Source organism: Methylobacter sp. S3L5C (assembly GCF_022788635.1).
Classification (GTDB): Bacteria; Pseudomonadota; Gammaproteobacteria; order Methylococcales; family Methylomonadaceae; genus Methylobacter_C.
The window spans coordinates 1,577,780-1,601,034 of record NZ_CP076024.1; the positions used below are offsets into that span (position 1 = coordinate 1,577,780).

Consider the following 23,255-nt stretch of genomic DNA (forward strand, 5'->3'; position numbering starts at 1 on the left):
CCTGAACTTTATGTTGGTTTTTATCCCTGATCATGCCAACCAGGAATTTTGGGTTAATGTTGATTGGGTATTTGTTTAGCCTTGAAAATTATCGCGAGGAGTCTTGGTATTCTTCAGTCTACACAAAATTAAAGTACCTATTAATATCTGACATGAGCAATTATTTAGAAATCGTAACTTAAGGTAACCCGACCGGTAATGGGGGAGCCAGGCATGATGTTATTGTTATTATGTGCGGTCAGTACATAATTTTCGTTGGTTAAATTTTCCATATTCACTTGTAAACGTAACTTCTGGGTAAGTTTGGCGAAGAGTGCTGCATCCAGACGAGCATAAGCTGGGAGTACGGCACTTTGCGTTGCTGTTGGTAATTGTGCATACATATCAGAACGACTGACCACACCAATCGCAGCACCCCACATATTATTGATGTTATATCGATTCCACAGTGAGAAGGTATGCTTGGGTGTTTGCGCCAATTGGGTACCTTTCAGGATTGCGTTAGCACCGTTACCTTGTTGTTTGGTAATTTCACCATCCTGATAAGCGTAACCACCGAAAACACTCCATTTTTCAGTGATGTTGCCCGAAAAACCTAATTCTATACCGCGAGTTTCCTGACCATCTACCAGAATCGATTGTGTGCTATTTTGTGGGTCGGTAATGGCGACATTGGCCCGCTCCAATATATATAGTGCTGATGTAAGCGCAAAATTGGAATTTACGTCCCATTTAGCACCAATTTCATAGTTGGTAAATTTTTCCGGGTCAAATGTTTTATTGCTTAGCGTCAGTGAGGTCAGTTGATCGCCTGCACGTGGCACATATGAGATACTATAATTGGCATAAATAGAAACCGGTTCTATAGGTTTAAAAATCAACCCGGCGCGTGGTGACAAAAGATTATTGGTAACATCAAAGTTCTCGGAAACAGTTGTGCCACTGGTAGTGCCTTTTTTTATACTATCAACATTAGTTTGAAATTTATCATATCTAAGGCCCAGAATGGCTTGCCATTTCGGCGAAAATATAATTTGGTCTTGAACATAAAGCCCTACGGTATCGACCATGGATTTATTATCACTAAACGGACTGTTACTGTTGACAAGGTTGGGTCTAAAGCTGACCGGCATGTTACCAATTTGTGTGGTGTTATTGGCATTTAAATTTACTTGGGTGCCTGTGCTTGTAAAGTCATTGTTAAAAAAACCTGCCATACGCAAGTCTTTTGTATCTTGCGAGACAAGTTCCATACCGGTAAGCAGTTTATTCTCAATACCCCACCACTTTGCGGTATAAGTCAAATCTGTTTGGTTAACAACATTTTCACGGTTAGTTGCGTTGTTATAAGCACTTACTGCGAAAGTACCATCATTGGCAACAGAGCTATTAGCAAACACATTTTGATAGAATTTGTTGTAATTTGCCCAGCGGGTACGATTTTTTACGTTAATGCCGCTATTAAACTGATGTTCAATCATGGCATTAAATGCAAATGTCTCTGTATCGGTGGGGCTAAGCTCTGAGCTACCAAAGAATGCAGAGTTATCACCAAGATTAAAAGGTTTTCTGCTGTTAACGTCATTATATGCACCGTTTGCAGAGGGAATACCTCGATCAGCAATACGTTTATCTTTAAAGTATTCTGCTCCTATTACAACTTTAGTGTTGTCAGAAGGACGGATTGTGAAAGTTGGCGTAGCGCCATAACGCTCAATATTCACTCCATCACGATAGGAGTTGGAATTTTCATAAACTGAATTGAGGCGAAACGCTATATCCTCGGTTAACGATTGACCAAGATCGCCGGCAATGCGTCTTTGGTTATATGCACCATAACTGGCAGTAAGTTGCCTGACAGGATCCCAACCAGCTTCTTTAGAGACGCGATTAACTACTCCGCCTGCGCCGCCACGACCAAATATCATGCCGTTAGAACCTTTTAATACTTCAATGCGGTCTGTATTATATAAATCGCGGTAGGTTTGTACATCATCACGAACACCATCAACAAAAAAATCACCTGTGGTTGCATTTCCGCGAAGCACAATGGCGTCACGGTTACCTTCACCCTGAGATGCCTGTACGCCAGGAACGTAACGAATAGCTTCAGCAACACTTTGAACAGATTGGTCTTTGATTATATCTTGCGTGACGACTGAAATTGATTGCGGTATATCAAGCAGTTTTGTGTCAGTTTTTGTGGCTGTTGTGCTGCTTATGGCATTATACCCATCTACGGGTCTTGTATCGCTTGCTATAGGTGCAGTAACGTCTATTGTTTCAAGTTTAATGATATTATTTTCAGCAGGTTGCGTCATTGCGTTACCTGATACCAAAGTAGCCGAGACTGAGACTGCCAAGCTAAAAATTTTTTTGTTTATTTTTGACTTCATAAGATAGAAACAATGATTATTATTTGTCTCAATGATAATCGTTCTCATTAATAAAGTAAACTGTTTATCTTAAATTTAATAGCCTTTGCATTTACCAATTGTTTGGAATACTTTGGACTTTAATGATTTTATAATGGAGTCCTCTCATAGGCCTTTGGTGCTGGATTTTTGTATTGATAGGACTAACGAGCGCTATTAACGATTTCTTGATATTCGCGTAAATTATAGTGGCAATCAGCCAGGTCGGCTCTTGAAGAGCTATCGATCTGAGTGCTCGGAATCCCTCTCAACAAGGTTTACCCTTCAATGGTTTGTAATGCGAAAAATATCGCCAATCCTAACGAACCGAAACCAAGACCTGCGGCTACCAGTCGCTTGCCGTGCAGCCCCGTCCATAGTAGGGTGCCAGTCAAACTCAGTAATATCAAGCCGCCAGCTAAGGTATCAACTAGTAGCACCCAGCCCACCCCCATACCGGTACCTTTATGTAGATTAGTCAGTACCGATAATATATTGCCTTGACCTTGTTTGACGCTGACAAAGGCATTACCTTCCCAGTATTCGGCCTGCATCATTCGTTTAGGATTACGCACAGTGATTTTCCAGAACGACGGCTGTTGAAACTGGACATTATTCCATATCACCATTTTTCTGGCTTCTTGCTGGATTTTGGCGTGATTGGTGTTTAGTCCCAATGATTGACCGAGCCAAGCCGCCATAGCTTCAGGATCGGCAGGTCGTGGTTCCGGTAGCGCCAGTTGGATTTCCTGTTGTTCCATTTTACCGATCGGGATTTTCATAACATCACGGTGATTGAGTAAAATACCGGAAAATCCAAACAATAATCCTAGCGCTGCACCCCACAACCCTACCCAGGCATGAGTTCGGCGCAGCCATTTTAAAAAGGTGCCGCGCGACAAGCGTTTGGGGAGGAATAAATAGCCGCCTGAAGGTTTATGAGGTGGTGGCACGATAGTGTTTGGAATATTCATTGTTTATTTTTTCAAGTTTGAATGGGTTGATATTTATTATGAGGTTCGTAGAATTAGTTGAAGTAAAAGGCATCTGAAAAAACGTCTTTCCCGTGAAGGCAGGAAATCCGTTTGTCGATTTAACTGGGTTCCAGATTTAATAGGGATGACTATTAATTTAATAAGAATGTCCTGAATAAGAGCCTTTTTAAAAAGTATTGTTGGGCAAGCAGGTTCAATGACTTATCCTGTAAGCTACCATAGTTTACAAAAACGACAGAGTTTGTTTGGGAATCGATTTTTATTGCTTTTTACCAGTGCTAATCAAGTATAAATTTTACTAAAACTTTATAGTGATTCCGCCGTTAACAGCAATTGGTGATCCTGGCGTGATATTGTTGTTACTGTGGGCCGAAGCATAATACTGTTTGTCAAACAGGTTTTCGATATTCACTTGCAGTTGAATATTTTTAGTAACCTTATAGTAAACGGCTGCATCGAAACGCAGGAAGCCCGGTAGGGTCACCAGATTGTCCGTGGCCGCATACATTTTGCCGCGATATATCGAGCCTAGGCCGACGCCCCATTGTTGGGTAATGTCATAACGGTTCCACAGCGAAAAAGAGTGTTCCGGCACTTGCGCCATGGTTGCACCCGCCAAGGCGGAACTTGAAATACTTTTGGTTATCTCGCCATTCTGGTAGGCATAGCCGCCAAAGACTTTCCATGCATCGGTAATGCTACCGCTCAGACCCAATTCTATGCCTCGTGAACGCTGGCCATCGACCAAAAACGATAGCGCTGAATTATTGGGGTCAGTAGCAATGGCATTGAGGCGATCCAGTTGGTAAAATGCCAGAGTCGCCGATATATCGGGGATAATATCCCACTTGGCACCCACTTCGTAATTTCTGAATTCTTCCGGTTTTAGCGCTTGATTACTCAGCGTAAGCGATGATAGTTGTTCGCCGGCCCTGGGTACATAGGCAATGCTGTAATTAGTATACAAGGAGAAGTTGTCAAAAGGTTTATAGAGTAAACCACCTCGTGGTGACACCAAGTTGTTGGCAGTCGTAATATTTTGACCATTGTTGTTATTCTGGAAATCGACGTCAAAGCGATCATAGCGTACCCCCATAATAGCCTGCCAATGCTGCGTTAATTCGATCTGATCCTGCACATAACCTGCGGCGGTAGTTGCAACGCCGTGATTATTCGCGTCTGTGGCGCTATGCCGGAAAGCGACAGCGCCGTTATATCTTGGATTGGCCACGGAAACATTAGCTGACGTAGCATTAGCTCCTATATCGGTAAAATAACCACTATTCCTGAAGTTATCGGTTTCCTGATGGCCAAACTCGGCTCCGGTCAGAAACTTATGCTTGAAAGGCCCGGTGTGCAGCGAAAAGGTCAGATCGGTTTGGTTAAAGAAATTCTCACGCTGGGTAGCGCTATTATAGGCTGCGATCGCTACCTGGTCGCCTACGGCGTTGACCGCGCCGGCAAATATATTTTGAGCGAACTGATCATAACTAGCGTAACGACTGCTATTACGAACCGAGACACCACTACCAAAGTCATGATCAATTATTGCACTGAAAGAATCAACCTTTGCTCCGGTTGGACTTCGATCCGGATCCCCAAAAAACGTAGAGGCATCGGTGTTGACCGGCCGACCATTGAATGAGGAAATTCCTCGATCCGCCGTTCTGTTATCCTCGTAATGCTCATAGCCCAGCGTTACATTAGTCTGGTCGTTGGGACGCCAGGATGCAGTAGGATTAATCCCCCAGCGCCGGGCATTGAAGCCGTCCCTATAGCTGCGGGAATTTTCCCACATACTGGTCAGGCGCACGGCAAAGTTATCGTTAATAGCTTGATCGACGTCCCCTGTTAACCGGTATTTATCGAAGGAACCAAACTGTATATTCATTTCGCGGCCAGTATTCCAGTTTGCTTGTTTGGTAGCCCGATTAATCAAGCCGCCCGAGCCGCCGCGACCGAAGATCATCGCGTTGGGGCCCTTCAGTACATCTACCCTTTCGATGTTGTAAAGATCACGATAATACTGTACGTCATCGCGTATGCCATCGACATACATATCTGAACTTGAACTGTTGCCACGAAAAATCGGATTATCTCGCCTGCCTTCACCTTGAGCGATACTAACACCAGGTACATAGCGAACGGTATCGGCTATGCTCTGCATGTTTTGGTCCTTGATTAATTCTTGCGAGATAACGGTGATTGACTGCGGGAGGTCGATCAGGGCAGTGTCGGTTTTAACGGCTGTGGCGTTACTTTTGGCTTGATAGCCTTTAATTATATTTGGCTTTTTATTGCGTACCGCCTTAACTTTAACGTCCTTTAGAATGATTTCCTGCTCTTCATTCACTGCGGGTTTCTTGATCGGTTCGGCGGCCACTGCCATACTGCTTAATAGCGCTCCCAGCGGTAACAAAGTCCTCAGTAGCCAGCTGTTTTTTATTTTTGCATTTTTTTGATACATACGTTTCCCGCTTTTGTCGCTTAAAAAGTAAATGGCTGCCTGGCGGAAAACGCGGGGTGGCTGATTATTTTGTTATTGGTTATTAGTATCTGGTTCAGAAACAAAACCGATGTGGGTAATACCGGCCTTGGTTGCATCAGCCAGGGTTTCGGCAACAAGTCGATATGGCGCGGCTTGGTCGGCCCTGATATGCAATTCCGGTTGCGGCAGTTGTACGGTGATTTCCAATAAGTGTTGTTGTAGTTCTGTACGTGTTACCGGTATTTCGTTCCAGAATAACTGCTCGTCAAGATTGATGGATAAGGTAATATGTTCAGGTTGTTCGGGCTGCGCCTGACTGCCCGCTTTGGGCAAGTCAATTTTCACCGTATGCGTCATCATCGGTGCTGTGATCATAAAAATGATCAGCAGCACCAGCATCACATCAATTAGTGGCACCATATTGATTTCGGCGACAGGGTGGGTGTTTTTACTTTGATCGAAACCGCCGAATGCCATTACTCTGCTCCTGAATTAAGCGGTACAGACGCACCTGTGGTTAGAAAAGCAAATAAGTCATGGGCAAAAGCATCCAGCTTTGCCAGCACCAGTCGATTGGATCGGGAGCAATCGTTGTACGCCAGCACCGCAGGGATAGCCACGGCTAGCCCTAAGCCTGTCATAATCAAAGCTTCGCCGACCGGCCCGGCAATTTGGTCGAGTGTGCCCAGACCGCTTTGGCCAATACCGATCAGAGCGTGGTAAACCCCCCATACCGTGCCGAACAAACCGACAAAGGGTGCAGTGCTGGCAATCGACGCCAGCGCGGTCAAGCCCCATTCCAGATGGGTGGTTTCCTCATCAATAATACGACGCATGGCACGCGTTAAAAATTCGGTGGATGAGCCAGCCTCATGCAGTCTATGGGCACCATGTTTGGCATGGTGCCGGGCAGCAGCGATGGCATGGCTGGTCAAATGCCCAAACGGTTCGCTGCTTGGGTGTTGCTTTAGTGACTTGGCTACTTCATCCAGCGAAGCGGCATCCCAAAAAGTGTTTAAAAATTGCTTGCTGCAATGGCGTGCCCGCCTGACTTGCCAAGCCTTGATAATAATAAAATACCAACTGGCCATCGACATAAAGATAAGCATGCCAAACAGGAACAGCCCTACTGTGTCGTTTTGTGTTAAAAAATGTTTGAAATCCATATATTTATCCTTCAAGTGAAAATGTAACGGGTACTACAATCCAAGCCGATATTTTCTGTTCGCCACGCTGAGCAGGAACAAATCGCCATTTTTTAACGGTATCCAGTGCGGCTTGGTCCAACCGGTTAAATCCGCTACTTTTTCGTAGTACTACTTGTGCAACAGTGCCATCGCTATTGATCATGGCGCGTAGCAGTACCCGGCCTTGTTCGCCAAGTTCGCGTGAAACAGATGGGTAATCCGGTGCCGGATTATTTAGATAGTCGGCATTAAGATTCGGTAGTGTTACCGGCACATCGTTGGCAGTAGTATCTGGTGTCACGGTTATCGCATTGATTGCCGCAACAGTCGGGAGTTCTGCGTGAGTGTTCTGTGACTGTGTTATAGTCGATTCGGCTTCCGGACTGGGTGCGGCGATGACTGGTTTAGAAGCAGCTATTTTTTTAGATTTTAGTTTGGGTTTGGATTTGACGGCTGGTTTTACAGTAACCTGTTTAGGTTGAGTTGCAGGTTTGACGGGTTCTGCATGAGTTGGCGAATTGTCAAGCCATTCCACCATGATGGGTTTTGGCGGTGCAATGGTTTGCTTGGTTTCGACTATCGGAGTCGTAACAAACCATAGTAGATGTAGTGCCAGGGTTAACAAAATACCAATCAGGTATTCATTGCGTGTTAAAGAGGCGTATAAATTCAAACGACCATGTTTATTAGGTCGATTTTTGTCGGTTGCGTCAGGGTATTTGTTACTGCTGTTAACAACAGTTAATAGCCTGGTAACAGGTAGTTGATTGTGTGTAGTCGAATTAAGATTTTGTTCGGAAGATGCCGGAAAATCTGGTTTCTTTAGAAAATTTACTGACATAACCATACCTTGAGTTTAAATGAAGGCTGGCTGGCTTCCTGTCCCAATAGGCAAGGTGGCTGGCTGTGCTGCTAATAAGAGGGTTTGAACTATTTGGTCAAAATCAGTTTGCCGTTACTGGTAATGCGAAGACGATAGTCGTCACTCTGATGCTCAATGATAATTTCATTTTGCGTACCAAAAAGCTGTTGACAGTTAAACCGAGGCTTGGCGATTGCAATTTCGCGCCTGTCTTGCGATTTTATTAAATCAGATACCTGATCGTTAACGGGGATTTTCATTTTTATAAGTACATAAGTTGTTTATATAATCAGTTTAATTACATTAACTCTGTTGGTGTGGTTTCTGGCATGTTGATGTTACTGACGAGAAGTTAATGGGCATGTACTGATTCGACTATTGGGTGACTAAACAGGTGTAGCAATAATAGCAAAATAGCCATTACTTGTAAATGATAATGATTGTTATTTGTAAATAAAATAATAGGATTTTAATTTGTTTTGGCTTTTTGAAAAACAAACAATACTTCAGATAAATAAATTCTATTCTTTGAGTAGGGTAACTCTAATTTTAATGAGAAAATTTGGAAATTTAAATTCTGAAGATTTCTGTTTTCATAATTCTTGCACAGTTAATGATAACAATAGGTTATTCATTGTTGGGAGTGTAGCCATGCATAAAACAATCCGGGCCAAATTTTTTTTAACGTTTCTTATGACTACGCTTCTGGTCGTTTCAGGGATGTATGTTTTTATGCGCTGGTCTTTAAATCAAGGCTTTACTGAATTTGTAGAGACCCGGCAGCAGGAACAGGTGACAAACCTGATTGAAGAACTGACCGAATATTATGCAGGTAATCAGAGCTGGAGCAATCTTGCCACTGACAAGCAAAAATGGATTGATTTGTTGTGGCAGTCCAATCCCCACGGTCATCATCGACCTCCACTGTGGGCCAAGCAGGCACAGAAAGAAGCCAATAATATTTGGCCGCCGGTAATACCTGATTTGCCTGTAAAAAAACGTTTTATCCCTCTTGAGCTTCGAGCTATGTTATTAAATAGTGACAAGACGATTATTTTTGGTCGTAAAGAAGCTCTACTACAACTAGCCTTGCAACCTGTTTTTTTTCAAGAAAAAATAGTTGGTTTTCTTGGGCTTTTACCGGGTAAAACAATTAACCAAGTCAGTGAAGTCCGATTTATGGAGCGGCAATCTGAAGCCTTTATCTGGATTGCCTTGCTGATGATTTTTTTGTCTGCCGGTCTTGCCTGGTTACTGGCCTACACCTTGGGACGACCGCTCAAACGTATCACCACAGCGGCAAAGGCGCTTGCTGTAGGTCGTTATGATAGCCGCTTACCCGTCGAATCTAACGATGAGTTAGGCCAATTGGCCCGAGATTTTAATGATATGGCTGCAGCATTGGAGCAATCAGAACAGGCAAGGCGGCGCTGGGTGGCGGATATTTCTCATGAATTGCGTACCCCTCTGGCCATATTACGTGGTGAACTGGAAGCCTTGCAAGATGGCATTCGACCTCTTACCGCTGAGGCTATAGATTCGCTATTTGGTGATGTGATGCGACTTAATCGTTTAACGGAAGATCTTTATCAATTGTCCCTGTCTGACCAAGGTGCATTAAGTTATCGCAAAGTACACGTTGATCCGGTGGAACTATTAAAAGAAGACTTGGCGGCATTAAAACCGGAATTTCAAAATAAAAAAATCACTATTGAGCTGACTAATAAACTGGCCGGCTCTATCCGTATTTACGCTGATCCAGACCGCTTGTCCCAACTTTATCGAAACCTGCTTAACAATAGCGCGAATTACACCGACAATAATGGACAGTTAGCTATTATCATCTTTCAGGAAGGCGATAAGCTGGTGCTCAACTTCTCTGATAGTTCACCTGGCGTGCCCGAAAGCGAACTGCCCAAATTATTCGACCGGTTTTATCGACTGGAAAGCTCACGCAACCGTCATCATGGCGGTGCTGGTCTTGGCTTGGCTATTTGCAGTAATATTGTTGAGGCTCATAATGGTACGATACAAGCACAACTGTCGCCTTTAAAAGGGCTTACTATCCGCATTGAATTACCGATTAGCTCATGAATCATATCCTGATTGTAGAAGATGAATTAAAACTGGCTCGCCTGCAAGTCGATTATCTGCAAAACGCAGGCTTTGACACCGATTTTTTAAGTAATGGTTTGGAGGTGTTCCCGTGGCTTAAAGTAAATCACACTGATTTAATCTTGCTGGATTTAATGTTGCCGGGCCGTGATGGTCTGGATATTTGCCGTGAACTTCGACGTTTCAGTACTGTGCCTATTATCATGATTACTGCGCGTATTGAAGAAATAGACCGCTTGCTAGGACTGGAGCTGGGAGCAGATGATTATATTTGTAAACCTTTTAGTCCTCGTGAAATGGTTGCCCGCGTCAAAGCAGTGCTTCGCCGGCAGCAAGTGCCAACGATAGAGGCTGGCGCCAGGGCTGTAAAGCTGGATCATAACAGTTTCCGGGTACTGGCCGGTGAGCAAGACATAGAATTAACCACAGTCGAATTTCAGTTGTTACAGGCTTTATATCAGCAGCCCGGGCGTATTTTTTCACGTTCAAAATTAATGGATCTTATTTATCCCGATCAACGTATCGTTTCAGACCGGACTATTGATAGCCATATCAAAAAACTTAGAAAAAAATTAACCGATTTATTGCCAGATCAGGAATTGATTCATTCGGTTTATGGTGCCGGCTATCGATACGATCCTCAGGACAGAGTTGTCGATTAACAGATTCACATTATTTACACATTTTCTTCAAATTTTTTGCGCTTTTCATCGTTAAAGTAATAACCAAGAACAGAGAACTGTTCGGTAACCTTAAATCAATGAGAGAGCAAACATGAACAAGAAAATCATAATTTTGGCAATGGCATTAGCGCTTCCATTAACTGTAGCGGCATCTTCTGGCGATAAAAACCATGTCGGCGGCCATCATGGCAACAGAATTGAACATATGACCAAGAGTTTGGACTTGACGGCTGAGCAAAAAACCAAAGTGGAAGCCTTATTCAAGGAACAAGGCGAAAAATCAAAAATCATTCACGAAGAAACCCAAGCACGATTACAGTCTGTTTTGAGCAAAGAACAACTAACAAAAATGACGGAGCTGAAAAAACAACGTCATGAAAAATGGCAAAAAAACATGAAGCATTAACCGGTCAAAAAGCCGTTGAACAAACGCAATAATTTTCTACTTTCTGCATAAATAAAAATGCCTGATCGATATTGATCAGGCATTTTAGTATCAAAAATAGTGACTACTTTGTCTGATGACCTTATATTTCTGTTAACCAATAAAATTGATAAGGCTGTAAGATAATTTGGCGATCATGTTGAGTAGGACTGCTGCCAGTATATAAATCAACGACGTGGTTATAAAAATTAATACCTTTGCCGTTTAAGGATTCCAAATCAAGATATTGAGGTTTGGCATCAAAATTGGCGATGACCATGACCCGATCTGCGGGACGTAGGGGATTAAATCGGACAAAACAAATTAAATGTTCATTGCTGATATCCAGTAATTCACGATTGTTGAAATCGGCAAATGCTGATGTTTCTTTGCGAATAGCGATCATCTTTTTCAGGCCATTAAACAAGGTATATTCTACTGTGCCTTGTTTTTTTCGTAATTCAGCCCTTTCCCAGTCGATTGTGGGGCGGTTAATCCAGCGGCTATCGTCGCTTTTGCTGGGATTATCCTGATAACTATAGTCGTTGGTTACACCAAGTGCATCGCCACTATAAAGCAGAGGAATACCGCCAAAAGACATAATAATACTGTGTAGTAACAGAATTTTATTGATGGAGGCCGAAATCAGGGTCTGGTCATCATTTTCCAATGCTGACTCCAGGCCTGCCAAAGATGCCAGAGAACCGCAAATACGTGCATCGCCGGTTTCGTTGTTAAACATAAAGACCATGCCTCTGGCAGGAGAAGCATTGAACTGACCACTAAAATAATCGACCAGAAATTTTCGATGTGCAAAAGGCTCGTACCCTGAGGCCCGGACGTCGTTGTCATCGAAACCGAAGCCGATGTCATCGTGGCAGCGCACATAGTTGAGCCAGGTTGCCCGTTCCAGTTTGTCAGGCAGGTTTTTTATCCCTTGATAGAGCAATTTAGTATTTTTGGTGGCAATGCCATCCCACAACAATGCCATCAACGTGGCGTTGTAAGCAATTTCACATTCCTTGGCAATGATGGCATCTTCGCCGAAATATTTAATGATTTCAACCGGTGCAACAATTGCTTCAGCAATAAACAATACGCCAGGTGCGGTCACTTGGCAGCAATCTTTCATCAACTGTAAAATCAAGTGTGCATTGCGCTCATTCTGGGAGGCTGAGCCGATTTTTTTCCACAGGAAAGCAACGGCATCAAGACGTAGCACGTCAACACCCTGATTGGCCCAGAACAGGATGATATCGAGCATCTCAATAAGTACGGTAGGGTTACTATAATTTAAATCCCACTGGTAATTGTGGAAGACTGTCATTACCCATTTTTGCGTCTCTTCATTCCAGGTAAAGTTACCCGGATCGCTTTCGTGAAAAATTTCCGGCATATTCTGCTCGAACATATCCGGAACTTCACGGTTATCGAACATAAAGTAATAATCTTGATAACGGGGATCGCCGCTCATCGCTTTTTGGGCCCATTCATGTTCATCGGAAGTATGATTCAGCACGATATCCAGAACCAATAGAATATCGCGTTTCCTGAATTCTTCCGCTACCCTGTGTAAATCCTTGAGATCGCCGATCCGGTCGTCGATTTGCCGGAAATTACTGATGGCATAGCCGCCATCACTTTTACCGGCAGGGCACATCAAAATGGGCATAATATGTACCATATTGATGCCTAGCTCCTGGAAATAAGGCGTTTTGTCAGCCAAATCATCTAAACTCTCGGCAAAACCGTTGGTATAAAGTGCCATACCGACCCAGTTTTGTGACAAGAACCAGTTATGATCCTGCTCACGTTGGATATCGATACCTTCAAGTTCCGAAGAACGATTAATATAGCCTTCGGCCATCGTTTCAACAAGGCGTAACATTTGCTCTTTAAAGTCCTCACGATGTCCGTAGAGGGTAAAAAAAAGCGAATAAATAGCATAAAAATTGGCGCCCAGACGAGTATAAAAATGCCGTAAATTCTGCCTCCTGATTTCCGGTTTTAAATCATCCAGAATGGCATTCAAGAGGGAGTGGGAAACTTGTTCGTACATTTTTTATTATCCTAGATATGTTAAGTGTGCCGGATACGGCAAGGCAATTGTTGTATTGATATGGGCGATTGACTTTTATCGCTCATACCCTTCGGGAGACTGCTTTCAAAAAAGTGTAAATCGTGACGGTTTGCCGTATTGTCGAACATTATTGGCTATTAATTGTGGTGTTCAATGCCATTGTTCGCTGAATAATTGATAAAATTCTTTATCAGTTACGGTAGCTCCACGTCTGCCAACCAAGGCACAGGCGAACGCTTGCGCCCGGTCGAGGGTTACTTCAACAGGCCATTGTTTGCTCAGTCCCAGTAGCAACACTGAAGCGAAAGCATCGCCGGCACCGACGGTATCAATTACCGGTGTGCTTGCCGGTGGCTCGACAGTTATGAAGTGTAGTTGCTTATCGTAAGCGGCGGCACCTTTTGCGCCACAAGTTACGACCAGCGTTTCCAGGTCGAATTGCGCACAAAATGCCTGCATGATCTTTTCCAGTCCCTGGTCTTTAAAGCCTTCAGGGCATAAGGCAGCCAGTTCGAGTTCATTGAGTTTGACCCAATCGGCATCATGTAGCAATGGCACCAGTATTTCTAGCTCCCACCAGGGTTGCCGTAAATTGATATCAATAAAAACCTTGCCTTGATGGCTGGCTTTAATGACTTGCAATGCTGCAAGTGAGACAGGATTTCTGATGGCTAACGAGCCATGGTATAAAATGCCTGCGGTGTCTTTTTTTTCCAGTAATGCCGTGTCGATAAAATCGTAGGCACTATCGGCAACGATATCGTAATATGGCTCTCCATCCTTGATGATTACCCGAACACTGCCGGTAGGATGCTTACAATCTTTTTGCACGGCATCACGGTTCATGCCCCAGGTATCCATTAACGTGGCAATTTCATGGCCCGCAAGATCATTGCCAATCCTGCTAATGAAGCGGGGAGCTTGTCCAAAGGCCTGCAAATGCCATGCGACATTAAATGGTGCGCCGCCCAGAACATCGCTGCCATCGGGGAAATGGTCGATTAGTACTTCCCCGAAAATATGGATAAGAGGATTATTGCTCATGGTTTTCTTCCATCCAAAGTCGTGTTTCAGGGTGATAATGGGCGATGCCCTCAAGAATTCCGGCACTATAATTGCCGTTCATGCCCAGAAAACCACCTTGCGCAAGATAAAATGCCGCCATCGTTTTCAGTTTTCGGGCTTCGATTTTAGCCTGCTCAATAACATCGCCATCGGCATTGGCAACCAATACCGATTGAATGGCGCTAGTGAGTACCGGTAAATCGTTACCGCTATCGCCAGCGAAAACTGTATTGGCGTAGTCAAAGCCCTGATGCTGCATTAAAAATTCTACCGCATGCAGTTTTGTGGCGTGCGCAGGTAATATATCCAAGAGCCCCATCGACGTTGCCTCATCAACGCTGTAGATCAAACTGGCAGCCAAGTTTTGCGCTTCCAAGCGCTGTGCCATTGTTTTTTGCAGGGCAGTAATATCTGTTTGTAATGGCACATAATAGCTTAATTTGTAGCGATTTTGCTTGGCTTCTTCCTGTAAGCATAACGCGGGTAAATCTGTAAATAAAGCGCGTAAATCGTTGGCTGTTCTTCCTTGCCAATCAGTGGCGATTTCCTGTTCCCATTCAAACCAATGTAGCCATTCCCGGTTCTGTAACCGGTAAATAGTTGTGCCGACATCACCGATAATCCAATCGGGTAACGGCAGTTCGTATTCACTGATGGCATTTTTGACTAATTCAAGATGCCGACCACTGACATAAGCCAGTGTCACTTCGGGGCGCGAAACCAAACGGCTAAAAACTGATCGGGCTTTGGGCGATTCTGGTTGCTTGCCATTTGGCAACAACGTCCGGTCGAGATCGGTGCAAATCAGGATATGCTTAGGCATGGGCTCTATGCTCCATTAAAGGTTAAGAAAATCATAGTGCTTGATCGCTTCCAATATGCCCCAGGCATGCGGTCCCTCGGCGAAATAGACATGTTCGGTATCGCCCAGTAACGATAATTCTTCACGGTGGCGGTTGGCAACCACTACACCGAGTGTGTTGCCACGCAGCATGTCTTCATCGGCACCGGAGCCGCCTGTAACCAGGATACGCTCCAGAGGAATATTCCATTGCCGGGCAATATAGCGTAAGGCAAGTCCTTTGGAGGCTCTGGCCGGGATAATGTCGAAAAATTGACCAAACGAGAGTGTCGGGTTGGCAGGTAGTTCATGTTGTCGCAGTAGCGTAAGGATTTCTTCAATTGACGGTGCAATATTGCTGTCGTAATGATAGGAAAGTTTAAACCGGCTTTGCTCGCTTTTAACTTGTGGTGTCAGACCGGGTAAACCACTAACGATGCGTTGTAGCACTTTTGGTGTCCACAAGTGATCAATATGATGAGCCCAGGTGATGTCAGCAACTAATTGCGGGGCGTAATAGATTTCAGTGCCGAGACTGGAAATTAAAATATCCGGCATGGGGATGTGGTGTTTTTTTAAAACGGCCAGTGCCGAATCCATTCGTCGTCCAGTGGCTATGCCGAACAGAAATTTTTTACGATTCTCGCGAATAAATTGTACGAATTGTTCAAGCCCTTTGGGATCGCCCAATAGGGTATGATCAATAGAGGTGAAAATGGCACGTGCAGGATAGCGCCCTGTTTTGGTAACCGGAGGCATTTTCGGAAGGTTTTCACGGTATTGCGAAAATGTCTGTATTTTCTGCAAATAGGCTTGTGCGTGGGTTTCCCAGGAATAAAGTCGGGCAACGTTCTTCAGCCCGTTTTCGGAGAATTTTTGCCAGATTTTTGGATTTTCGAGGATAGTCAACAGTGCCTTGGCAATTGCCGGTTTATCCAATGGATCGACCAATAAGCCGTTATGGCAATTACCGATAATATCGACCGGACCGCCATTTTCCGTGGCAACTAGCGGCAATCCACTAGCCGCAGCTTCCAACAAGGTTAAACCAAACGGTTCGGTTAATGCCGGGTTGATAAAAATACCGCCAGTTGCCGCCGCAAGACGATAAATATCGGCAACTTCATCAGATGAGTGGTGTTTGGGTAGGGCGACAAGGCCGTAGAGATCGTAGTAATCTGTCACCAGTAATAATTCGGTTAAAACGCCTTGCGGGCCGTCACTCATTTCCCTGATATCTTCCCTATTACCAGCGACTATCACCAGATTGGCTAATTGTTGTAATCGTGGTGATTCACCATAGGCTTCCAAAAGCCCTATGATGTTTTTTCGTTCATCGGGTCGGGAAAGCGCCAAAATCATCGGCTTATCCTGCTTATGCAGAGACATTTCAAGAGTTGCTGCAAAACTAATGTCTTTGCCTGCGCAGGTGGGCGGATGAAACATGTCGAGATCGGTTCCCGGCGGAATGATAGCCATCTTTTCAGGCATATAGCAATCGTAGAGCTCGTATTGCTCTTCAATTTCATTACGGGTACTGGTTATCACCATATCGGCATTGGTCAGCGTATCTTCTTCGGCATCAATGCGGCGTGATAAATGATAGCGTTGTTCGATATCTTCCATCGACAAGCCGTTGGCCAGCAGTTGGCGGCATTTGTCGCGCCCCAGAGAATGCCCGGTATGAATTAACGGTAAGCCTGTTCTATGCGAAAGGCGGACGCCAACATAGCCGGCATCGGCATAATGGCTGTGCAAAATATCCGGTAATCGGGGCTGACGGTGTAGCCAACTGAGTAAATTATCGGCGAAACTGTCCAGATGATCCCATAGTTCTTCTTTGCAGATATAGGCTTCGGGACCGCCTTCAATACGGATTATTTGTAAATTTTTAGCCAGTAGTTCGATGGGTTCTGCATAATCGGTGCTTACTTGACTGTCGATTATTCGCCGCGTTACCAAATCCACGCGTTCGACATCCGGTTGCTGTGCGAGCGCTTTAGCCAGCTCAACGACATATTTGGTTTGGCCTCCCGTATCGGCATCACGTCCCAATTCCAGGTCGTGTCCCCGAATCAGACCGTGGATGCTAATTAATACAATATACAGTGGACCGGTTTTAGTATGTTCAATCATGATGGTCATTCTCTAAATTATCGGTTTCTTAATTAAAATAAGTCTCTAAGTAGGGTTCAATAAAGGCCTGATTTTATGGGTATATTTTATTATTGAAGAGCGTTCAGTAATCATTCAATATAGCCAGATAAATTTTCTGATGTGATATTTTTAGTTATTGACTGGGATATCAAACAAATAATTTTGAAATTTTGATAATCCTTAGCGGTAGGAAAGTCATTGATACCAACTTGTTTCCTAAAGGCTTACTCTCATAGTAACAGTATCGAGGTCATTTGTGTGATTGGTCTTTGAATTAATTACCGTTAATTAGTTGAATAGTTAGTGGTTTATTCTGGTTAATTGACATTGTTTTAAATAGACAGGGTATGCCAAATTTTATCGGAATTGAATATTTTAAATGCAGTAATAACCGTATTTTTAAGGATAAGGAGCAAATTTAAAAGCAGTCTGTTTAGTCACTGAGGTACTGATTAAATATAATGTTATAGTACGCAAACACATTTGAGTGGGGAAGGAAGGACAATGGCTGAAAATAATAATGAAAAACATAAAATAGTAATCGTTGGTGGCGGAGCTGCTGGTCTTGAGCTGGCGACCAGTTTAGGCAGTAAGTTAGGTAAAAAAGGCTTGGCGGAAGTGACGTTAATTGATGCAGCATCGACGCACATCTGGAAACCGTTATTACACGAAGTTGCCGCAGGAACATTGGATGAGTCAGAACAGGTTGAATATTTGCCACAAGGGCATCGTAACCATTTCCGTTTTAGATTAGGCAAAATGGAAGGTCTGGACAGGCAGAAAAAGCAAATTTTTGTCAGCCCCACGCTGAGTGACAGCGGCGAAGAGCTTATCCCTGGTCGTACTTTTAGTTATGATACCTTGGTCATGTCGGTTGGTAGCGTCAGCAATACCTTTAATATTAAAGGTGTCGCAGAACATTGTCTGTTTTTGGATGTAACTGCTCAAGCGTTTAAATTTCAAAAGCAATTATTTGAATCTTATCTAAAAAGTTATATAGGTAAAGACAGTGCCAATGTTAAGCCTTTGTCCATCGCTATTGTAGGTGCAGGTGCTACCGGCGTTGAGTTAGCTGCACAACTGCACGAAGTAACCAATGTTCTGGCAATTTACGGCTTAAATGAAAAAAGTACGGTTAAGTTGACAATTATTGAGGCAGCAACGCAATTATTACCGGCTTTACCGATTAAACTGGCTGCTGCCACACAGCAGCAACTTATTGATTTGGGCGTTGATCTTAAAATGGGCCGCCGGGTCATCGAAATAACCAAAGAAGGTATCACGACCCATGATGGTGAATTTATTGAAGCCGATCTTAAGGTTTGGGCTGCGGGTATTAAAGCACCGGATTGGATGAAAAATCTGGATGGGTTGGAAACCAATCATATTAATCAGTTAGTCGTTGATAGTACCTTAAAAACCAATGATGATGATATTTTTGCCATGGGTGATTGTGCGGCTTGTGTTTGGCAAGGCCATACCGGCAACGTACCTCCCAGAGCGCAAGCGGCTCATCAACAGGCATCAGTTTTATGTAAATCAATTATCAATCGCTTAAAAGGCCGTCATCTGGTTAATTTTGTTTATTATGATTACGGCTCGCTGGTTTCCTTGGGTAAATACACTACGGTCGGTAATTTGATGGGTAATTTAATGGGAACGGTGAGCATTGGCGGTTTTATTGCCAAAGTCGTTTATTTGTCCCTTTATAAAATGCATCAGGTAGCCATTCATGGTTATTTTAGAACGGCCATGTTAACGCTTTCCAATGCTTTCAGGCGTGGTGTTTATACCAAAATAAAAATGCACTAATATTTTTTAAACTTCAAAAGAACTAAGACTATGTTTGAAATAGAATACGAATTTGGCGAAGAAGATTTAATTCATTTTAATGAAATTCAATTCATGAAGAATGACGAGATACAGTTCAACATTAAGAAAAATCGCTGGATAGTGCCTGGTATGATGGGGCTTATCGGGGCTTTTTATTATTTTTATTATGGTGATAAGAACTCGGCAGGCTATGTACTGGTTATTGCCGTTCTTTGGGCGCTGCTGTCACCTAAAATAATGATGTTGGATTTACGCAGACAAATCCTTAAAAATTATACCCCTAAAGAAAAAATCAATTTATTTGGTACTTACACCTTAACCATAGACCCTGCCAATCCTAATTATTTACTGGAGCAATCACCCAGTGGTAAAAATAAAATGGCATGGGGGGATTTAGTCAGAGTGGAATATGGCAAACGCTATGTTTATATCTATATTGATTTAAGCACCGCTCTGGTTATTCCCGTCGATAAGATAAAAAAAGGTAATCTTGAGCAGTTCGCTGAACAAGCCGAAAAAATGATTGAACGATTTGCGTAAAAAATATAAGACGCAAGGCAAAAGGTGAAAATATCATGGATATTTGCCGAAGCGTGACGGGGGGTTGTAATCCCGTCACTCACTCCTTGCGACCTTCAAACGTTCTGGTCGGGGTTACAAACCCCGACCAGTTTAGTAGATTTTTGTCAATGGTACTTCGTTTAAGCTCGATGAACGGCATTCCGTTTTCCAGTATCGCTAGTTGGCGAAGAAGCATTTTATGATCGCGAGAATATTATTTGGCATTTTCGGTTTGCTGATGATTCTGTTAGGAGTATTGATTATTGTGTTTGACTCGACGGCGCGATGGGAATGTATGGTATTAGGTATTTGCTTTTGCATTATTGGTGTATTCATGGTTCGCGAGTCGTACTGCGGAACTACTGGCACTGTTGTGCAAGCTCTTGGTACTTTTATTGAGGGCTTTTTCAGGGGGTTATATTAACAAACGAAGCGTGACGGGGTTTGTAACCCCGTTACTCACGTTTTGTAAATCCTTGCGGTGTTCAAACATTCCGGTCAGTTACAGGTTAAAAAAACAATAAGGGTATCCATGATTACGTCACTATATGCATCGCTCTTAGCTTTATTGATAGTGAGACTTTCTCTTTCAGTAATAAAACTTCGTAGAAAAAACCGGATAATTATTGGTGACGGGGGAAATGAAGAGCTGCAATTAGCAATTCGCACGCAAGCTAATGCATTGGAATATATTCCTATAACACTGTTGCTTTTATTAGCGCTCGAATTAAACGGAGCGCCGAAAATACTTATCCATATATTGGGAGCCACGCTGATAATAGGGCGAATAATTCATGCGATCGGTCTTCCCGCAAAGAATCTCCGGAAAAGAGTATTGGGAATGCAGATAACCATTTATCTATTAATTGCCTTGGCAATACTGAATATACTATTCTTGGTATTTTCTGGGCCGCTTAAACTTTATTAATCACAGACATATGAAGCATTTGTCCACAAACTTTAACCTTTTTTCTTGAACATTAATGCTAAATTTTAAAAATATAGCCCTGCGCCGTGGAGTGCGGGTGCTGTTTGCCAACTCTACTTTTACTATTCACAAAGGCCAAAAAGTCGGCTTTACCGGTGCGAATGGCGCCGGTAAGTCCAGTTTATTTGCGCTGGTAAAAAATGAACTACATTTGGATGAAGGCGATTTTTCCATGCCGCCCAATCTGGAAATCGCTCACGTTGCCCAGGAAACTCCTGCTGTTTCCAGTTCGGCAATTGATTATGTTATTGATGGCGATCAGGAATTAAGGCGATTAGAGGCCAGATTAAAGCTTGCGGAAGAGGCTGATGATGGTTTAAAGCAGGCCGAATTACACGCGGTTTTAGATAACGTTGGCGGTTATACGGCTCAAGCCAGAGCTTCCCGACTATTGAACGGTTTGGGTTTTACGGCTGATCAGGAACACAATGCCGTCAACTCGTTTTCCGGTGGTTGGCGGATGCGTCTTAATCTGGCGCAAGCCTTGATGTGCCGTTCCGATGTGTTACTGCTGGATGAGCCAACCAACCATCTTGATTTGGATGCGGTTATCTGGTTACAAGACTGGTTATGCAAATATCCGGGTACTTTGTTGTTGATTTCTCATGATCGTGATTTTCTTGATTCTATCAGCGATCACATCGTGCATATTGAGCAAGGTAAAGCCGAAATATATACCGGCAACTATTCCGCCTTTGAAAAAATGCGCGCCGAAAAATTGTCGCAGCAACAATCCGCTTTCCAGAAACAACAACGCGAGATTGCCCATATTCAAAGTTTTGTTGACCGCTTTAAAGCGCAAGCGACAAAAGCGCGGCAAGCACAAAGTCGTATCAAAGCCTTGGAGCGTATGGAGTTAATTGCCATGGCGCATGTGGATTCGCCGTTTAATTTTAGTTTTGCCAAGCCGGGGAAAATGCCTAATCCCTTATTAACCCTTGATAAAGCCGATATAGGTTATGGCGATACCTGTGTGATCAAGCAGGCCGGATTATCCATTTCACCGGGTGATCGTATCGGGTTGTTGGGGCCGAATGGGGCAGGTAAATCCAGCTTAATTAAAGTGCTGGCGGGCGATATGTTGCCTTTATCGGGCAAAAGACAGGAAGCTGAATCTTTAAAAATCGGTTATTTTGCCCAGCATCAACTGGAGCAATTACATCTGGATGAAAGTCCGTTATGGCATTTACAAAAGCTGGATAATCAGGCTACGGAAAAAGACTTACGTAATTTTTTGGGTGGTTTTGATTTTCAGGGTGATAAGGTTTTAGAGGCGGTAAAACCTTTTTCCGGTGGTGAAAAAGCGCGTCTGGTTTTGGCGTTGTTGGTTTATCAAAATCCCAACCTGTTATTACTGGATGAGCCAACCAATCATTTGGATCTGGATATGCGCCATGCCTTGAGTGTGGCTTTACAAGGCTACGAAGGAGCTATTGTGGTGGTCTCGCATGATCGACATTTATTGCGCTCAGTGACAGATCAGCTATTATTGGTTGCTGGAGGTAAAGTACAGCCTTTTGATGGTGATCTTGACGATTATCGGTTATGGTTGACCGAGCAGAAAAAGGGTGATGAAAGAACGGAGATTGAGGTTTCGCCAACGGTATCACGCAAAGACCAAAGAAAGCTGGATGCAGAACGCAGGCAAAAACATAAGCCTTTGTTTGATGCGTTGAAAAAAGCGGAAATTGCTGTTGAAAAATATCATAACGAACAGCGACAACTGGAGCACCAATTGGCTGATCCCGAGATTTATGCGGAATCCGAAAAGGTGCGTTTGAAGCAGTTGCTGGAAAAAAAAGTACAAATTGATAAGGCGCTGGATGAAGCAGAAACGGCGTGGATGGAAGCAGAAGAAAAGATTGAAAATACTGAGTGATCTATCATTTCTGGTGAATTAATAGCTGGCAAAAATTAACCTCCAAGTTGACCGGTAAGGTCGGCGTGTTGAATTTTCTGGTGGCTTTCGTGTATTTCATGGAATGAGGTTATTGCTGATAGTCGTATTTTTGCCAACGTTGTTTATGGATCAGGAAGAAGCTAATGTTTGACATTATAAAGTTGGTATTTGATATTTGTCTGTTTAAAAAAGGACCCCAGGATTTACCCGGCTCTATATGGCTGTTACGGTTATTATTGGCTGGTTATATCGTTATCCGGGCCTTAATGTTAAGGATCTACTTCGATTGGCTTGATACGCTATTACAGCTCATGGTTGAGATTTTTCTGCTGGTCGGATTTGTCTGGATATCATTATATCTGGTGCGAAAGTTGGGGCGATTTTCTCAAATGCTGGCGGCTTTATTGGGTACCGATGCGCTGATCAGTTTTTTTGCTCTGCCCGCAATAGCCTCAATGGCTTCGGGGCACGGCGGAATATTCGCATTTTCGGTCATGCTGGGATTAATTGGCTGGCATTGGGCGGTTACCGGGCATATCATTCGTCATGCGTTGGACAAAAACTTAATTTTTAGTTTAGGTCTGGCATTTTTATATCTACTGGGATCTTATCAGGTAATGGCGTTATTATTTCCTGAAGTTGCCGGCGTTGAATAGGGGGAG

General features: G+C 43.5%; 20 protein-coding genes. 9 read left to right on the forward strand and 11 right to left on the reverse strand.

The features are described from left to right. Positions 1-164: 164 nt before the first annotated feature. From KKZ03_RS07320 to hemP, 7 genes are all read right to left on the reverse strand, one after another. On the reverse strand, positions 165-2,321 hold the full coding sequence (locus KKZ03_RS07320; protein ID WP_243220857.1) for a TonB-dependent siderophore receptor: 2,157 nt from the start codon (positions 2,319-2,321) through the stop codon (positions 165-167). 371 nt (positions 2,322-2,692) lie between these two features. Continuing rightward, positions 2,693-3,388 carry a PepSY-associated TM helix domain-containing protein gene (locus tag KKZ03_RS07325; RefSeq protein WP_243220858.1) on the reverse strand — a complete coding sequence of 232 codons (696 nt, stop codon included), beginning with the start codon at positions 3,386-3,388 and terminating at the stop codon, positions 2,693-2,695. Between the two features lie 319 nt (positions 3,389-3,707). Then, positions 3,708-5,876 (reverse strand): TonB-dependent siderophore receptor, encoded by a 2,169-nt coding sequence (locus KKZ03_RS07330; protein WP_243220859.1) that lies wholly within the window; start codon positions 5,874-5,876, stop codon positions 3,708-3,710. Between the two features lie 72 nt (positions 5,877-5,948). Next, a complete protein-coding gene (locus KKZ03_RS07335) occupies positions 5,949-6,374 on the reverse strand; it encodes a biopolymer transporter ExbD (protein WP_243220860.1) in 426 nt (141 codons plus the stop codon). Further along, a complete protein-coding gene (locus tag KKZ03_RS07340; protein WP_243220861.1) occupies positions 6,374-7,063 on the reverse strand; it encodes a MotA/TolQ/ExbB proton channel family protein in 690 nt (229 codons plus the stop codon). Before KKZ03_RS07340 ends, KKZ03_RS07335 begins: the two co-directional genes overlap by 1 nt. A gap of 4 nt (positions 7,064-7,067) precedes the next feature. Next, entirely contained in the window at positions 7,068-7,925 is an 858-nt protein-coding gene (locus KKZ03_RS07345; protein ID WP_243220862.1) for an energy transducer TonB, read from the reverse strand. Positions 7,926-8,014: 89 nt separating this feature from the next. After that, complete coding sequence (gene hemP, locus KKZ03_RS07350) at positions 8,015-8,206, reverse strand: hemin uptake protein HemP (RefSeq protein ID WP_243220863.1); 192 nt, start codon at positions 8,204-8,206, stop codon at positions 8,015-8,017. A gap of 391 nt (positions 8,207-8,597) precedes the next feature. Between hemP and KKZ03_RS07355 the strand changes: the two genes are divergently transcribed. The 3 genes from KKZ03_RS07355 to KKZ03_RS07365 all read left to right on the forward strand — a co-directional run bounded on the left by KKZ03_RS07355 (position 8,598) and on the right by KKZ03_RS07365 (position 11,150). Further along, positions 8,598-10,040 carry an ATP-binding protein gene (locus tag KKZ03_RS07355; protein WP_243220864.1) on the forward strand — a complete coding sequence of 481 codons (1,443 nt, stop codon included), beginning with the start codon at positions 8,598-8,600 and terminating at the stop codon, positions 10,038-10,040. Then, on the forward strand, positions 10,037-10,723 hold the full coding sequence (locus tag KKZ03_RS07360) for a response regulator (RefSeq protein WP_243220865.1): 687 nt from the start codon (positions 10,037-10,039) through the stop codon (positions 10,721-10,723). The genes KKZ03_RS07355 and KKZ03_RS07360 overlap by 4 nt, the downstream gene beginning before the upstream one ends. 112 nt (positions 10,724-10,835) lie before the next feature. After that, on the forward strand, positions 10,836-11,150 hold the full coding sequence (locus KKZ03_RS07365; RefSeq protein WP_243220866.1) for a Spy/CpxP family protein refolding chaperone: 315 nt from the start codon (positions 10,836-10,838) through the stop codon (positions 11,148-11,150). 121 nt (positions 11,151-11,271) lie between these two features. Here KKZ03_RS07365 and KKZ03_RS07370 read toward each other — a convergent pair whose 3' ends face one another. The 4 genes from KKZ03_RS07370 to KKZ03_RS07385 form a co-directional block, all read right to left on the reverse strand. Further along, complete coding sequence (locus tag KKZ03_RS07370) at positions 11,272-13,227, reverse strand: alpha-amylase family glycosyl hydrolase (protein WP_243220867.1); 1,956 nt, start codon at positions 13,225-13,227, stop codon at positions 11,272-11,274. A 171-nt stretch (positions 13,228-13,398) separates the two neighbouring features. Continuing rightward, on the reverse strand, positions 13,399-14,292 hold the full coding sequence (locus KKZ03_RS07375) for a carbohydrate kinase (RefSeq protein ID WP_243220868.1): 894 nt from the start codon (positions 14,290-14,292) through the stop codon (positions 13,399-13,401). After that, positions 14,282-15,136, reverse strand: a complete 855-nt coding sequence (locus tag KKZ03_RS07380; protein WP_243220869.1) for an HAD-IIB family hydrolase — start codon at positions 15,134-15,136, stop codon at positions 14,282-14,284. Before KKZ03_RS07380 ends, KKZ03_RS07375 begins: the two co-directional genes overlap by 11 nt. Before the next feature lie 15 nt (positions 15,137-15,151). After that, a complete protein-coding gene (locus KKZ03_RS07385) occupies positions 15,152-17,290 on the reverse strand; it encodes an HAD family hydrolase (protein ID WP_243220870.1) in 2,139 nt (712 codons plus the stop codon). 525 nt (positions 17,291-17,815) lie between these two features. Between KKZ03_RS07385 and KKZ03_RS07390 the strand changes: the two genes are divergently transcribed. The 6 genes from KKZ03_RS07390 to KKZ03_RS07415 all read left to right on the forward strand — a co-directional run bounded on the left by KKZ03_RS07390 (position 17,816) and on the right by KKZ03_RS07415 (position 23,249). Then, positions 17,816-19,123: an NAD(P)/FAD-dependent oxidoreductase gene (locus KKZ03_RS07390; RefSeq protein WP_243220871.1), complete on the forward strand. Its 1,308-nt coding sequence runs from the start codon at positions 17,816-17,818 to the stop codon at positions 19,121-19,123. A 30-nt stretch (positions 19,124-19,153) separates the two neighbouring features. Further along, entirely contained in the window at positions 19,154-19,684 is a 531-nt protein-coding gene (locus tag KKZ03_RS07395; protein WP_243220872.1) for a YcxB family protein, read from the forward strand. Positions 19,685-19,904: 220 nt separating this feature from the next. Further along, positions 19,905-20,129: a hypothetical protein gene (locus KKZ03_RS07400; RefSeq protein ID WP_243220873.1), complete on the forward strand. Its 225-nt coding sequence runs from the start codon at positions 19,905-19,907 to the stop codon at positions 20,127-20,129. A 108-nt stretch (positions 20,130-20,237) separates the two neighbouring features. Next, positions 20,238-20,633 (forward strand): MAPEG family protein, encoded by a 396-nt coding sequence (locus KKZ03_RS07405; RefSeq protein WP_243220874.1) that lies wholly within the window; start codon positions 20,238-20,240, stop codon positions 20,631-20,633. A gap of 55 nt (positions 20,634-20,688) precedes the next feature. Further along, a complete protein-coding gene (locus KKZ03_RS07410) occupies positions 20,689-22,572 on the forward strand; it encodes an ATP-binding cassette domain-containing protein (protein WP_243220875.1) in 1,884 nt (627 codons plus the stop codon). Positions 22,573-22,736: 164 nt separating this feature from the next. Then, positions 22,737-23,249, forward strand: a complete 513-nt coding sequence (locus KKZ03_RS07415; RefSeq protein ID WP_243220876.1) for a hypothetical protein — start codon at positions 22,737-22,739, stop codon at positions 23,247-23,249. Positions 23,250-23,255: the final 6 nt, after the last annotated feature.

What these genes read in the sequence shown, in the direction of transcription:
- KKZ03_RS07320 (WP_243220857.1), bottom strand. Translation starts at nt 2,321, where the DNA reads ATGACGCAACCTGCTGAAAATAATATCATTAAACTTGAAACAATAGAC.
- KKZ03_RS07325 (WP_243220858.1), bottom strand. Translation starts at nt 3,388, where the DNA reads ATGAATATTCCAAACACTATCGTGCCACCACCTCATAAACCTTCAGGC.
- KKZ03_RS07330 (WP_243220859.1), bottom strand. Translation starts at nt 5,876, where the DNA reads ATGTATCAAAAAAATGCAAAAATAAAAAACAGCTGGCTACTGAGGACT.
- KKZ03_RS07335 (WP_243220860.1), bottom strand. Translation starts at nt 6,374, where the DNA reads ATGGCATTCGGCGGTTTCGATCAAAGTAAAAACACCCACCCTGTCGCC.
- KKZ03_RS07340 (WP_243220861.1), bottom strand. Translation starts at nt 7,063, where the DNA reads ATGGATTTCAAACATTTTTTAACACAAAACGACACAGTAGGGCTGTTC.
- KKZ03_RS07345 (WP_243220862.1), bottom strand. Translation starts at nt 7,925, where the DNA reads ATGTCAGTAAATTTTCTAAAGAAACCAGATTTTCCGGCATCTTCCGAA.
- hemP (WP_243220863.1), bottom strand. Translation starts at nt 8,206, where the DNA reads ATGAAAATCCCCGTTAACGATCAGGTATCTGATTTAATAAAATCGCAA.
- KKZ03_RS07355 (WP_243220864.1), top strand. Translation starts at nt 8,598, where the DNA reads ATGCATAAAACAATCCGGGCCAAATTTTTTTTAACGTTTCTTATGACT.
- KKZ03_RS07360 (WP_243220865.1), top strand. Translation starts at nt 10,037, where the DNA reads ATGAATCATATCCTGATTGTAGAAGATGAATTAAAACTGGCTCGCCTG.
- KKZ03_RS07365 (WP_243220866.1), top strand. Translation starts at nt 10,836, where the DNA reads ATGAACAAGAAAATCATAATTTTGGCAATGGCATTAGCGCTTCCATTA.
- KKZ03_RS07370 (WP_243220867.1), bottom strand. Translation starts at nt 13,227, where the DNA reads ATGTACGAACAAGTTTCCCACTCCCTCTTGAATGCCATTCTGGATGAT.
- KKZ03_RS07375 (WP_243220868.1), bottom strand. Translation starts at nt 14,292, where the DNA reads ATGAGCAATAATCCTCTTATCCATATTTTCGGGGAAGTACTAATCGAC.
- KKZ03_RS07380 (WP_243220869.1), bottom strand. Translation starts at nt 15,136, where the DNA reads ATGCCTAAGCATATCCTGATTTGCACCGATCTCGACCGGACGTTGTTG.
- KKZ03_RS07385 (WP_243220870.1), bottom strand. Translation starts at nt 17,290, where the DNA reads ATGATTGAACATACTAAAACCGGTCCACTGTATATTGTATTAATTAGC.
- KKZ03_RS07390 (WP_243220871.1), top strand. Translation starts at nt 17,816, where the DNA reads ATGGCTGAAAATAATAATGAAAAACATAAAATAGTAATCGTTGGTGGC.
- KKZ03_RS07395 (WP_243220872.1), top strand. Translation starts at nt 19,154, where the DNA reads ATGTTTGAAATAGAATACGAATTTGGCGAAGAAGATTTAATTCATTTT.
- KKZ03_RS07400 (WP_243220873.1), top strand. Translation starts at nt 19,905, where the DNA reads ATGATCGCGAGAATATTATTTGGCATTTTCGGTTTGCTGATGATTCTG.
- KKZ03_RS07405 (WP_243220874.1), top strand. Translation starts at nt 20,238, where the DNA reads ATGATTACGTCACTATATGCATCGCTCTTAGCTTTATTGATAGTGAGA.
- KKZ03_RS07410 (WP_243220875.1), top strand. Translation starts at nt 20,689, where the DNA reads ATGCTAAATTTTAAAAATATAGCCCTGCGCCGTGGAGTGCGGGTGCTG.
- KKZ03_RS07415 (WP_243220876.1), top strand. Translation starts at nt 22,737, where the DNA reads ATGTTTGACATTATAAAGTTGGTATTTGATATTTGTCTGTTTAAAAAA.